This window comes from Corallococcus sp. AB011P, from assembly GCF_003611605.1.
GTDB classification, from domain to species: Bacteria; Myxococcota; Myxococcia; order Myxococcales; family Myxococcaceae; genus Corallococcus; species Corallococcus coralloides.
Map to the genome: position 1 here is coordinate 1 of NZ_RAVX01000003.1, position 12,356 is coordinate 12,356.

Annotated in this window: 13 protein-coding genes and 1 pseudogene; 8 read left to right on the plus strand and 6 right to left on the minus strand. The window is 69.0% G+C overall.

The genetic code is table 11. The annotated features are described in order from the left end of the window. Positions 1-156 precede the first annotated feature (156 nt). Positions 157-453, plus strand: a pseudogene (locus D7X30_RS43795) (YkvA family protein); the annotation flags it as partial. A 170-nt stretch (positions 454-623) separates the two neighbouring features. Then, entirely contained in the window at positions 624-1,100 is a 477-nt protein-coding gene (locus D7X30_RS09835) for a hypothetical protein (RefSeq protein WP_120562641.1), read from the plus strand. A 65-nt stretch (positions 1,101-1,165) separates the two neighbouring features. On the opposite strand, the gene D7X30_RS42745 is transcribed toward D7X30_RS09835, so the two are convergent. Beyond that, positions 1,166-1,552, minus strand: coding sequence for a hypothetical protein (locus tag D7X30_RS42745; protein ID WP_233591493.1), 387 nt, complete (start codon positions 1,550-1,552; stop codon positions 1,166-1,168). Between the two features lie 460 nt (positions 1,553-2,012). Here D7X30_RS42745 and D7X30_RS09845 point away from each other — a divergent pair, with 460 nt between their 5' ends. Then, positions 2,013-3,221: a multicopper oxidase family protein gene (locus D7X30_RS09845; protein WP_233591494.1), complete on the plus strand. Its 1,209-nt coding sequence runs from the start codon at positions 2,013-2,015 to the stop codon at positions 3,219-3,221. 84 nt (positions 3,222-3,305) lie between these two features. Here D7X30_RS09845 and D7X30_RS09850 read toward each other — a convergent pair whose 3' ends face one another. Then, positions 3,306-3,611, minus strand: coding sequence for a hypothetical protein (locus tag D7X30_RS09850; protein WP_147443150.1), 306 nt, complete (start codon positions 3,609-3,611; stop codon positions 3,306-3,308). 160 nt (positions 3,612-3,771) lie between these two features. Here D7X30_RS09850 and D7X30_RS09855 point away from each other — a divergent pair, with 160 nt between their 5' ends. Genes D7X30_RS09855 through D7X30_RS09865 form a run of 3 tightly spaced genes read left to right on the plus strand, consistent with a single transcriptional unit; the run spans position 3,772 to position 7,010 of the window. Beyond that, positions 3,772-4,797 carry a chromate resistance protein ChrB domain-containing protein gene (locus D7X30_RS09855; protein ID WP_120562644.1) on the plus strand — a complete coding sequence of 342 codons (1,026 nt, stop codon included), beginning with the start codon at positions 3,772-3,774 and terminating at the stop codon, positions 4,795-4,797. Beyond that, positions 4,794-5,744, plus strand: a complete 951-nt coding sequence (locus D7X30_RS09860; RefSeq protein ID WP_120562645.1) for a DUF1259 domain-containing protein — start codon at positions 4,794-4,796, stop codon at positions 5,742-5,744. Before D7X30_RS09855 ends, D7X30_RS09860 begins: the two co-directional genes overlap by 4 nt. A 3-nt stretch (positions 5,745-5,747) precedes the next feature. Continuing rightward, positions 5,748-7,010 (plus strand): MFS transporter, encoded by a 1,263-nt coding sequence (locus D7X30_RS09865; protein ID WP_120562646.1) that lies wholly within the window; start codon positions 5,748-5,750, stop codon positions 7,008-7,010. Here the strand turns inward: D7X30_RS09865 and D7X30_RS09870 are convergent. From D7X30_RS09870 to D7X30_RS09885, 4 genes are read right to left on the minus strand one after another with little or no spacing between them, the layout of a single operon-like run. Then, positions 6,953-7,378, minus strand: a complete 426-nt coding sequence (locus tag D7X30_RS09870) for a DMT family transporter (RefSeq protein ID WP_233591495.1) — start codon at positions 7,376-7,378, stop codon at positions 6,953-6,955. The two genes, D7X30_RS09865 and D7X30_RS09870, sit on opposite strands and share 58 nt — an antisense overlap. 52 nt (positions 7,379-7,430) lie before the next feature. Next, positions 7,431-9,170: a serine/threonine-protein kinase gene (locus D7X30_RS09875; protein WP_120562647.1), complete on the minus strand. Its 1,740-nt coding sequence runs from the start codon at positions 9,168-9,170 to the stop codon at positions 7,431-7,433. A 55-nt stretch (positions 9,171-9,225) separates the two neighbouring features. After that, positions 9,226-10,308: a hypothetical protein gene (locus tag D7X30_RS09880; protein WP_120562648.1), complete on the minus strand. Its 1,083-nt coding sequence runs from the start codon at positions 10,306-10,308 to the stop codon at positions 9,226-9,228. Then, complete coding sequence (locus tag D7X30_RS09885; RefSeq protein ID WP_120562649.1) at positions 10,305-10,985, minus strand: hypothetical protein; 681 nt, start codon at positions 10,983-10,985, stop codon at positions 10,305-10,307. Before D7X30_RS09885 ends, D7X30_RS09880 begins: the two co-directional genes overlap by 4 nt. A gap of 210 nt (positions 10,986-11,195) precedes the next feature. Between D7X30_RS09885 and D7X30_RS09890 the strand changes: the two genes are divergently transcribed. After that, positions 11,196-11,957 (plus strand): hypothetical protein, encoded by a 762-nt coding sequence (locus tag D7X30_RS09890; protein ID WP_120562650.1) that lies wholly within the window; start codon positions 11,196-11,198, stop codon positions 11,955-11,957. A gap of 2 nt (positions 11,958-11,959) precedes the next feature. Then, positions 11,960-12,331 carry a hypothetical protein gene (locus D7X30_RS09895; protein WP_120562651.1) on the plus strand — a complete coding sequence of 124 codons (372 nt, stop codon included), beginning with the start codon at positions 11,960-11,962 and terminating at the stop codon, positions 12,329-12,331. Positions 12,332-12,356: the final 25 nt, after the last annotated feature.

A 12,356-nucleotide genomic window follows, 5' to 3' on the forward strand; every position in this document is an offset into this window, starting at 1 on the left:
TCGCCCTTGAGCAACCGGAGCACCGCCTCCTTCTTGCGCTTCGCCGAAAACCGACCGCGCTCCGACGTCCTGTCCTGCTTCTGCTGCTTCTTCACATCCACCTCACACGGGGGAGGTTATTCCCCCAGAGAGGTGTCTCAAGAAATCCTGGGGCGGAGGATCCCCTGGTACGCGAAGCTCCTCGCCGCGGGGGTGGTCGCCTACGCGCTGAGCCCCGTGGATCTCATTCCAGACTTCATTCCCGTCCTCGGACTGCTCGATGACCTGATCCTCGTCCCACTCGGCATCCTTCTCGTCCGCCGGCTCATCCCTCCCGCAGTGCTCGCCGAATGCCGGGACAGGGCCCGCCAGGAGGCGAACCTGCGCAAGACGAGCTGGGCCGCGGGGGCGGTCATCCTCACCCTCTGGGTGCTGCTCGCGCTGCTGTTCGTCCGGTGGCTGCGGCCTCACTGACGCCATCGCCTGCGGCTACAGTGGATGAAATGACGCCCATACCTCTTCTCGTCGTTGTCCTCGCATCCACAGCAACCGCAGGTGACGTGCCGCGCTCGGGCTATTTCGGTGCGGGAGTCAATCTGGAGCCCCTCTCCGTGGGGCCCGTACAGGCGTTCTCGGGAGGCCGAGTGGCGGTGGGCATCAGCCTCCAAGCCGCTTTCCAGGTGGATCTCGGTGCCCGGTGGGCATTCCGCCTGCCGCTGGAGGCCGGGGTCGGCGGCTCCGGGGACTCCACCTTCTCCGAGCTGGGCCTCACCCCGGGGCTGCTCTACCGCTGGCGCAGCGATGCCGCCCAGCGATGGGTTCCGTATCTCGGTGCCGGGCTGAAGCTCGGAGCCGCGGGGGCGGGCAGGGAGTTTCTGGGGCTCCCTCTCGTCACCACCGTGCAATCGCTCGACTTCGACTTCGATGATGGCGACGGCGATTCCGATGATCCCAACTTCGAGTCGCGCCTGGGTGCTTTCCCGGAGGTCTGGGCCGGGGTGGAGTGGCACCCCAACCGATGGTTCTCACTCAACGTGGCCGCTGCCTATACCTACGTGCGGTTGCTCGGCACGAACGTTCATCTGCTGCATGAACGGGTGGGCGTGAGGTTCTCCCTTTAGCGCGCCTCCTTCATGAGGATGCATCGCCGCGTGGCGGTTCCGGTGCTTGAGACGGCGCGCGCTCGTCAGCGCTGCTGCTGACCGGGCGAGGACGGCTGGCCCTGCTGTGGAGTGCCGCTTCCGCTCATGCAGCGCTGCATCCCTTCCGCCATGCGCTGAACCTCCGAGACCTGGCTGGGGTCCTTCGCGGTGAGCCGCAGGATGGCCCCGGTCCGCGTCTCCTCTACCTTCACGTCCGCCGTTCCGTGCATGGGGCAGTGCATTCCCGCTCCGCCCATGCCATGGCCCATCATCCCGCCGCCCATCATTCCGCAGGGGCAGCTGGATTGCTGCTGCGCGGGCGTGTTCGTCTGGCGCTCCGGGTTCGGTGTCTGACCGGTGCCTTGGGCTCCGGCAAGTGGTCCGAAGAGCAGTCCCGTGGTGATGATCAGACCGTATCCAAGCTTCCTCATGGCATTTCCTCCCAGGCTCGAACTTCCCCAAGGAAAAGCTGCTGCCTGAGCTGGAGGATGGCCTGTTCGAGCCAGAGTGGAACGTGGGGGGAGGCGGTGGCTCGCCGCGTGAGGCGGCATCATTTCCGCGGAGCCGTGAGGTTGTGAACCTCATGGACCGCGGGACATCGACATGGGTCCTCATCCTGGCTGCCATCACGGCATGGCCACGAGGTCCCCCATGCGCACCCGCACGAATGAGACCGCGCACGCACCGGTCCGCGACGAGGACGTCCCCGGAACCTCGGAGCACGGGGGCCCTCCTGGAATGCCTCCCGAGGCTGGAGGAACGGGAACCCTGACCCGGCGAAGCATGCTGGCGACAGCGGGCGCTACCCTCACGGGTGGCGCGCTGCTGCTGAGCGGCTCCGCTGTGGGTTCCGGCCCGCGACAAGCGCGGCAGGACTGGCTGCGCCCCGGGATGCCCGACCGGGACTACCAGCCCGTGGTGGTGCCCAATGGCTCCAAGCTGCCGTGGAAGGTGGTGGACGGCGTGAAGGTCTTCCACCTGGCCGCCGAGGAGGTGGAGCACGAGTTCGCGCCCGGTCTGAAGGCCTACTGCTGGGGTTACAACGGCCGGGTCCACGGGCCCACCATCGAGGCGGTGGAGGGGGACCGGGTGCGCATCTACGTCACCAACCGGCTGCCCGCGCCCACCACCGTGCACTGGCACGGCATCCTGTTGCCCAACGGCATGGACGGCGTGGGCGGCCTCAACCAGAAGTCCATCGCCCCCGGTGAGACGTTCCAGTACGAGTTCACCCTGCGCCAGTCAGGGACGAACATGTATCACTCGCATCATGACGAGATGACGCAGATCGGCCTCGGCATGACGGGCATGTTCGTCATCCACCCGCGCCGGCCCATGGGTCCCCGCATCGACCGGGACTTCGCCATCCTGCTGCATGAATGGCGCATCGACGTCGGCACCCGCCGGCCCAATCCGAACGAGATGACGGACTTCAACGTGCTCACCATGAACGCGAAGGCGTTCCCGGGCACGGAGCCGCTCGTCGTACGCCAGGGGGAGCGGGTGCGCATCCGGCTCGGCAACCTGAGCCCGCAGAACCACCACCCCATCCACCTGCATGGCTATCACTTCCGCATCACCGAGACCGACGGCGGACGTGTGCCCGAGTCCGCGCAGCAGCCGGAGACAACGGTGATCGTCCCCGTGGGCAGCGCACGCGCCATCGAGTTCGTGGCGGACGCGCCCGGCGACTGGGCCCTGCATTGCCATATGACCCATCACCTGATGAACCAGATGGGCCATGCCTTCCCCAACATGATTGGCGTGAAGCCGGGTGGGCTGGACGCGAAGGTGCGCGCGCTGCTGCCCGGCTACATGACGATGGGTCAGACGGGCATGGCGCAGATGGGCGAGATGGGGATGCCTGTCCCACCCAACTCCATCCCCATGGTGGGGCGCCAGGGCAAGCACGATTACATCACCATGGGAGGCATGTTCACCGTGCTCAAGGTCCGTGAGCGCCTGGACGGATACAAGGACCCGGGCTGGTACGACAACCCGCCCGGCACGCTGGCCCAGGCGGCGAGCACGGAGGCGCTGCGCCGGGACGGCATCGACGTGGAGGCCCCGGCTCCGGTGGAGCCCGGCTCACCGGCTTGATGGGTCAGCTGCTCAAGGGTCGCTGTAGCGGTACTGCGAGGATGATCCGCGCCCAGCCCCTCCGCCCGCGTGCGGAACGAGCGGCTATTCCCCCTGCTGGTGGTGCTCCTGGTGCCCGTGCTCCTCGGACTCCTTCTTGCCCGCCTGCGCCTCGTACCGCTCATGCGCCGTGTTGCAGGCCTTGGACAGCCCGGCCTTCGCCCCCATCCCCTCGCGCTTCTCGATGCACTGGAAGATGGCCTCGTTGCTCTGGGCCTTGGGGCAGAACTGCACAACCTCCTTCTCGCAGTCCTTCCACGCATGAGGCACCGCGGCATGGGCGGCCAGCCCCAGGAAGAGCGGTGCGCTCGCCGCCAACACCGCGACCATCCGCTGCATTCGTACACTCATGAGTCACCTCGTTTGGTTGTCTTGGAGGGGCGCAAGGCATCTCCAGGATCTTGCAGGAGCGCCGCGTCCCCTGGACTGAACACAGGGGTTTGATTCAGTCATTTCATTGCTAGATATGGGTTGATACGGATGTATCAACAGGCTCACGGAGACGGGGCGGATGGCCGAAAGCTCTCCAGCACGCTGGCTTCTGTTGCTGCACCAGTTGCCCATGCAGCCCGCCTATCTGCGGGTGAAGGTGTGGCGGCACCTGCAACGCATTGGCGCCATCTCACTCAAGAACTCGGCCTGGGTGCTTCCGGCGAACGAAGACACGCGCGAGGACCTGCAGTGGGTGGCGCAAGAAGTCGCGCGCTCGGGGGGCGAGGCGAGCATGCTAGAGGCCCGTCTGCTGGAGGGCCTCGACGATGAAGCCGTGGCGGCCCTGTTCATCGCGGCTCGCGACGCGGACTACCACGCGCTCGCCGAGGAGGCGCGGGAGCTCGAACGGGAAACACGGCGCACCTTGCGCAAGGAGGGGCCGCAGGCGCTCTCCGCCGGACTGGCGCGGCTGCGGCGGCGGCTCGACGAGGTGGCGCGAATCGACTTCTTCAACGCCTCGGGCCGCGAGACGTTGGACGGGCTGCTGGGGGGGCTCGACGAGATGCTCGCCCGCGCCTTGCGCAAGGAGGCTTCTCCAGCGCCCGCTCCCGCGGACGTGACGGCGAGCCCGCGCGGGGCCACCTGGGTGACGCGCAAGGGCATCCATGTGGACCGGATGGCCTCCGCGTGGCTCATCCGCCGATTCATCGACCCGGATGCGCGCTTTCGCTTCGTCCCGGGCAGGTCGCACGCGGCCAGCCCCGGCGAGCTGCGCTTCGACATGTTCGAGGGCGAGTACACACACGAGGGGGAGTCGTGCACCTTCGAGGTGCTCCTACAGCGCTTCGGCCTCCGCGACGGCGCGCTCGTCGCCCTGAGCGAGATGGTGCACGACATCGACCTGAAGGACGCGAAGTTCGGCAGGCCCGAGACAGCGGGCTTCGAGCGGCTGGTCGCCGGCATTGCCCTCAACAACCCTACGGACGAGGAGCGACTCGCACGCGCGTCGGCCGTCCTGGACGACCTGTACGCCATCTTCACCCAGAAGCCCACGCGCGACACGCGCGCCAGGGCATCACACCCGAACAAGGAGGACTCGAGATGATGCAGGGAAGCGGATTCTGGAGGCGCCTGGCGCTGGCGCTGGCCCTGGCGTTGCTCGTCACCGGCGCGGTTCATGCTCAGCCGCCCCAGGGCGGTCAGCCCGGGGACGCGGGACTCGACACGTCAGACATCGAGCGGAGAACCGGCGTCAAGGGCGAGCTGAGCGCCCAGGAGGGCGTGTTCAAGGTGAGCCTGCCCCGCTCGGACATCCAAGAGAGCGCAGCCGGAGTGAAGCTCACGCCGCCGTTGGGCCTCACCGCCTGGGCCGCCTTCAAGCGCACCGGGGACGCCACCATGGTGATGGGCGACATCGTGCTGCTGGAAGATCAGGTGAACCCGGTGATGGACGTGGCGCTGCGGAACGGGCTGGAAGTGACGGCCCTGCACAACCACTTCTTCTGGGATCAGCCGAAGGTGATGTTCATGCACATCGGCGGCATGGGCGAGACGGCTAGGCTCGCCGACGCGGTGGGCAAGGTCTTCGGCCGCCTGCGTGAGACAGCGGGCGGAAAGGGCAGCGTGCCTCGCGCGTCGATTGACCCGGCCCGCTCACAGCTGGATGCCGCGCGGCTCGACGCGCTGCTGGGCCAGAAGGGCACCTCCAAGGATGGCGTCTACAAGATCACGGTGGGCCGCACCGTGCGCATGCACGGGTATGAGATGGGCAAGGCGATGGGCGTCAACACCTGGGCGGCGTTCGCCGGGACCCCACAGCAGGCCGTCGTGGACGGGGACTTCGCCATGCTGGAGAGCGAGCTGCAGCCCGTGCTCAAGGCCCTGCGGGCGGCGAACATCGACATCGTCGCCATCCACAACCACATGACGGGCGAAGAGCCGCGGATGATGTTCCTGCACTTCTGGGGGGAGGGGCCGGCCGAAGGCCTCGCGCGCGGGGTGCGCTCGGCCCTGGACCTCACCACGGCGTCTACGAGGACAGGAGCCCATTGAGAAATGGCCGCTCCCATCCTTGCTCCGAATGCCACGACTCCGGTGCTCAGCCAGGATGGAAGCGCACGGGGAAGGGTGGATCGCCAGCTGCTGCTGGTGGCTGCCTTCCTGCGCGCCCTCGCCACCGGAATGGTGGGCGTGCTGCTCGGCGTCTACCTGGCGCGGCTGGAACTGGGCCCCGGCGAGGTGGGGGCCGTCATCGGCTCGGGGCTGGCGGGGGCGGCCCTGGCCACGCTGGTGGCCGCACTGCTCGCGGACCGCCTGGGACGAAAGCGCTTCCTGTTGATGCTCTCCCTGCTGGGCGCTGCCGGCGGCCTCGTCGTGGCGCTGGGCTCGGGGTTCTGGCCCCTGGCGGCGGCGGCGTTCGTTGGCATGGTGAACGGCATGGGCCGCGATCGGGGCGCGGCGCTGGTGGTGGAGCAGTCGGTGCTGCCAGCCACGGCCACGCCAGAGGGCCGCACCGGGGCCTTCGCCTGGTATCACCTCGTCCAGGACATGGGGCATGCCCTGGGGGCCTTGCTGGCGGGCCTCCCCGCGCTGCTGAGGGAGTGGGCGGGCGTGGCGGAAGTCCCCGCGCTGCGTGGCGGCATGGCCTTCTACGCGACACTGCTGGCACTCGGCGTTCCCCTGTACCTCGCGCTGTCCGCACGGGTGGAGGTTCCGGTGCATGGCGGGAGGACCCGGTTGTCACCGGGGAGCCGCGGGGTGCTGGTGAAGGTGTCCGCGCTGTTCGCCCTGGACAGCCTGGGCGGGGGCTTCCTCACCACGGCCCTGCTGTCGTTCTTTTTTCACGAGCGCTTCGGCGTCGGAGTGGGGCAGGTGGGGCTGCTCTTCTTCGGTGCGCGGGTGGCCAACGCGCTCTCGCACCTGGGCGCGGCGTGGCTGGCGAAGCGCATCGGGCTGGTGAACACCATGGTTTTCACCCACCTGCCGTCCAGCCTGCTGCTGGTGACGGCAGCGTACGCACCGAGCTTCCCGGTGGCCGCGGCGCTGTTCCTGCTGCGCGAGGGGCTGGTGGAGATGGACGTTCCGACGCGCCAGTCCTACGTCATGGCCGTCATGCGCCCGGAGGAGCGAACCTTCGCCACGGGGACCACGCAGTTGGTGCGCGTGGGCATGTGGGCCGTGGCTCCTGCGTTCGCGGGTCACTTCATGCAGGCACGCTCACTCGTGACGCCGCTCTTCATCGGGGCGGGGCTGAAGGTGCTCTACGACGTGCTGCTGTACTTCGCCTTCCGCCGCGCGAAACCGCCCGAGGAGGCGTGAGTGTCCGAGGTCCGCTCGCGCCCGCGTCCGTGCCCCTCGTCACGCGGGTCCGGGTCAGTGCTACGCAGCAGCAGGACGAGGCTCGCCGCCATCAGCACGCCCTCCAGCAAGTCGAGGGGCCTGAGCCGCTCGCCGAGCAGGGGCACCGCCACCAGCGCCCCCACGAAGGGCACCGTGGCGAAGTACGCGGCCTCGCGTGCCGCGCCCAGCAGTCGCAGGGCATAGGCATCCAGAACGATGGACAGCCCGTAGCTGGCGAAGCCGAGCACCAGGGCCGCCCCCAGCACCTGGGCGGCAGGGAAGGGCTGCCCGGTGAGCCAGGCCAGCACGAACGTGCACGTGCCGGAGCCGAGCGCCTTGGCGCGCACGCGTGGACCCTCAAAAGGATGGAGCTGGTGGGCCGGCCATCCGCCCGGAGGATCAGCGTGAGCCGTCCGTGAAACCCCGGTCACGTTGGCGGAGCAGCGCCGCGGCCCGGGTCCGGACGCTGGCCATGGGGTGCTCGCGGGCAGCATCTTCCAGCGAGGGCACCGTGGCCTCGCCCAGATCCTTGCGGAGGAAGTCCTCGCAGGTGCCGTGGAACCGGTCACTGACGAGGCAGCGGATGGCGTTCTGGATGACGACCGGTGCGTTGCGGTACGCGGCGTCATTGCGCAGCGCCGTCCGGTAGGCCGTCACGCCATCCACCCAGCGGAGGTTGTCGAAGTTGACGTTCCCCTCCAGGTAGCGGACGTAGGCGCTCGTCGGGTACTTCGCCGCCAGCTTCTTCAACGCCGCCAGGGCCGCGTCCCGTCGCTGTGCCTTGATCAACCGATGGGCCTCGTCGATGCCCGGGAGATGCTCCACGACGGGCTGCCAGTCCGTGGCGCCCGTGGGAGCCTCCGCCCGTGCTTCCTCCGCCGCCGGGGCCCTGGGCGAGGGTGGCTCCGAGGCCACAGGCGCCGGGTCAGCGGACCTTGGCGCCAACGCCCACCAGCCAAGGCCCGCCACGGCCAGGGAGAGCACCGCCGCGCCTCCCACCACCCGTCGCGAGCGGCTCCCGCCGGGAGGGGGCGTGATGGGGCGAGACTGGATCGTGGCCTCGGACTCCTCCTTCCTGGCCACGGCCTCTGTCGGGGTCGCCTGCGGGGACTCCAGCGCGCGGGATTCTGCCTGAAGGTCCACCGGCGTCGCGCGGGGCTGTGCCCGGACGTTCCGGGTCGCGAGCACTTCCTCCCTTGGACGCGACGGCGTGGGCGAGGAGGAGCGAGGCACTCCCGGTGCATCGCCGGCCACGGGCGCCGTGGGGGACACGGCCGGTCCCGACCAGGCCCCTTCGAGCGCGGCCAGGAACTCCGTGGCGGACTGGAAGCGATTCTCCGGAGCCTTCTCCATCGCCTTCGCCAGCGTCGCTTCGAGCTCCGCGGAGAAGCCAGCGTCAGGGGCGGTGTCGCGCAACCGGGGCGGTGGCACCTCGCGCTGCATGCGCAGCAGCTCCGCGTTGCTGGAGGCGTTGAAGGGCTTCTTTCCGGTGAGGAGCTCGTAGAGCAGCACGCCGGTGGCGTACAGATCCGTGGGCGGGCCCACCGGCTCGCCGTGGATCTGCTCCGGGGCCATGTAGGACGGGGTCCCGAGCATCATCCCCGAGGTGAGGCCCGTCACCTCGTCGCGGAGCTTGGCCAGCCCGAAGTCGAGGATGCGCACCTGCTCCCCGAGCCCCACCGCGTGGGTGACGATGATGTTCTCGGGCTTGATGTCCCGGTGGATGATCCCCTGCGCATGCGCATGGGCCAGGCCCGCCAGCACCTGCCGCACGGCGCCCAGGGCTCGGGGCGGCGGCAGGGCCCCGTCGCCCAGCAGCCCTCGCAGCGTGTCTCCCGTGACGAAGTCCATCACCATGTACGGCGATTCCTGATCCATGCCGAAGTCGATGACCGACACGCAGCACGGATGGGTGAGGCGGCTCATCGCGCGCGCCTCCACCTGGAAGCGCTTGCGGAAGTCCTCGTCCCGGGCGGCCCAGGCGTGGAGGAACTTGATGGCGACGGGCTTGCCCACCTCCAGCCGCTCGCCCCGGTACACCATGCCCATGCCCCCGGCGGCGAGTCGCTCGATGATGCGGTAGCGCTCCTGCAACACCGAGCCGATGCGTGGATCCGAAACGGCCGTGGGCTCATTCATGGGCGCGCACGATAGCAAGTGCCTGGGAGGCGGGGAGGGTGGGGTGGAGGGGCCTTCACACCTGCTTGCGCGCCACGGACCAGATGAAGCCGTCGTACCAGAAGTGCATCAGGGACACGACGAGGGTGCAGGCCCAGAGGCTCTCCAGGTCCGGGTCCAGCAGCTCGGCCCCCACGCCATAGGCAAGCACGGTTGCCAGAAAGAGCGCGAGCGCCAGCCCGCGCCACTTCAGCCGCAGCCGTTCCCGGAGGCGCTCTCCCTCCGTGGCCCACACCAGCGCCAGGTACTGCACGGCGTGAAGGACGTTCATGATGAAGAACGCCTCGCCCCAGGTGTTGAAGCCCCACGAATAGATGGAGCAGGCACCCGTGGTGACCAGCAGGAACACCTTCTGGAAGGAGGGCCGGTGCCCCTGCCTCCACAGGCGCACCGAAGCCGCCACGTAGAAGACGAGGAACGCGCCGCCCACGGCCAGCACGCCCAGCGTCCACACGCGGTGGGTGGCCGTCATGCGCACGGGCACGGAGGCGAGCCACGGCATGCCCACCGCCTCGAAGGACTCGAAGCTGCTGAAGTGGTCCAGCATCGTGGCGCCCGCGAGGATGGGCCCCGCGTACAGCAGGTGGTTCAGCCAGAAGTCGAGCCGGCGCCCCGCCGAGGGTGGGGTGCCCCGGTTGCGGTCGTAGATGCGGGCCAGGCCGAACGTCTGCAACCCCGAGTGCCACACGTCCCAGAACGTCGCGAGCACGGTGGCGGCCGCGGCCACCACCGCCGAGCCGCGAATGGCCGCCCACGCCAGCACGGGCACCAGGACGAAGCGCAGGGGGTGGAGACGGAAGATGGCGGGGTTGCCATGACTGCGGAAGAACACCGCGACCAGATGCGCGTGGATGAGGCTGCCCACCAGCAGCGCGGCCCAGGTCTTCTCCTGGCCGAAGAGGCGGACGGGAGCGTCGCTGAAGGCCGTGCCGGAGATGGCGATGCCCAGTCCGAGCGCCAGCAGCGGCGGCAGCAGGAAGAAGGCCCAGTCGAAGACGGGCCCCACGATGTAGGGCGAACGCGCGGGGGCCGGGGCCGCCTCGCGCACGGCCTCCACCGGGCGCTCCGGCTCGGCGTGGAGTGGCCGGGCCAGGCTCATGGAGGGGGCGCCTCCACTCGCGCCGTGAGCACCACCCGCTCACCCCATTCCTCCAACAACGCCGCGAGGAACAGGCTGGCGCCCACCAACTCCAGCGCCTCTTCCACGTGGTCGATGAGGGCGTACACGAGGTTGTCGTTGCCGTGCCGCTCCGTCCACCATCCCAGCGGCAACTCCATGAGCAGCGCGCCGCCCACGTACAGCACGCCTGCCAGGATGAACTGCCCGCGCCGACGCAAGGGAAGCCGCGCGAGGAACGGCAGGAACGCGAGCCCTCCGAGCAGCACAAGGACCGCGGCCGGCACCACCCAGGTGAAGAACAGCACTCCCCCCAGGGAGAGGAGCCCTCCAAGGTGTTCATGAATGCCCACGCTCTCGTCCAGCGAGAGGTACACGAACGTGCACGCCAGGGCCCACCAGTGGCGCCGTCCCGGGTCGCGGGAAAGGCTCGCAGCCCGGGCAATGCCCGCGAGCACGAGGGCGCAGCCCAGCAGCAGCCCCGAGGCGTACCAGGTGGGCAGGTTCTGCTCGTAGCTCAGGGAGAGGAACGCGACGAGGGGCTCCAGCGTCGGGGTGCCGAGCGCGCGGTGCGCGACTTCGACTCCCACGCCCAGGAGGGTCAGCATGCCCGCCCACGCGAGCAGCCAGCGGCGGAAGATGGCAGGGGTGGGGAACATCGGGTGTCGGCGGACGGAGGTTACTCGGGGATGCGCTCCGGGTGCTGGCTGCCGCCTGGTGAAGAATATTTCGCGCGCATCACCCTTGAGTCGCTCGCAGTGCACAAGGGCAGACACCGGGGGTGGGGGACGAGGCCTTGTGAGTGCTCGACCCGGGGCGGCCGGGGTCCCGTATCCGGTATAAGGACACCCCCGAGGGAGAAGCCAAACATGTCACGGATGAACCTGGCCGCGCTGTCCGCGGTGCTGCTGTTTGCCGTCGGCGGCACGGCCGAGGCGAAGCAGTGGCGGTATGCGGGGATGCACCCGCGCACCGGGCAGCCGGCGGATGGGCTGTGCCACATCGAGGCGATGCACGTGCACACCGCCGCGCCGCTGTATGCCGACACGCTCTACCGCACGCGCGACAACGTCCACATCTTCATCGGGGACCCCACGCCCTTCGGCTACGAGGGGCCCCGGCACGCCTACTACGGGCACCACCCCGTGGTCCTCAACGTGATCATCCACATCGACGTGGACGTGGACGAGGTGGAGTACTGCCACCACGACGGGCCGCACTACCACGCCTACGAGCCGCCGCCGCGCCAGCGGTTCGTGGAGAAGGAGGACGTCTCCTATTACGCGGGTGAGTACCCCGAGGAGTACCAGCGGGAGAACCCGAAGCTCGTGCGCGTCAACTCGGTCTACCGAAACTGGAGCTCTCCGCGCCCGGTGGTGACGGTGGCCCCGCCGCCCGAGTACCACGGCCCCGTCATCCAGGTGGGCTTCAAGGTCCCGGTGCCCAGGGTCGAGGTGTCGGTGCCGGGTGTCGAGGTGCGGGTGGGCGCGCCGCCGCCGCCGCCCCAGCGGGAGGTGGTCATCATCCGCGAGGAGCGCGTCGTGCACGAGCACCATCACGATGACCACTGCGGCCACGGCCACAAGAAGCACAAGAAGCACAAGCACAAGAAGTTCAAGGACCGGGACTGAGCATGAGGCGCCTGTCACTTCCGCTGGTGGCTCTACTGATGGCGGGCTGCTCCAGCCCTGTGGACGACGTGTTGGGTGCGTGGAAGAAGGCGGGCGAGTCGCCCTCCGCGTTCACCGATGCTGGCGAGAAGTTGCCCGGAGGCAAGTGCCAGGCCGGCAAGGTGAGTGGCCTGGACGCCACGCTGTGCGTCTTCGACAGCGCCGAGACGGCCCGGAAGGCAGAGGAAGCCGGGTGGGGGCTCATTGGCGATGTCGTCGGGTCCGCGGTCGTCTCGGGCAAGACGCTGCTCGTCATCGCCGACCCGCGGAAGGAAGACCCCAGCGGGCGGCGCATCAATGCCCTCGTGAAGGCGTACCAGGATGAGACGCGCTGAGGCCGGGTCCGGTCTCCTCTAGGAT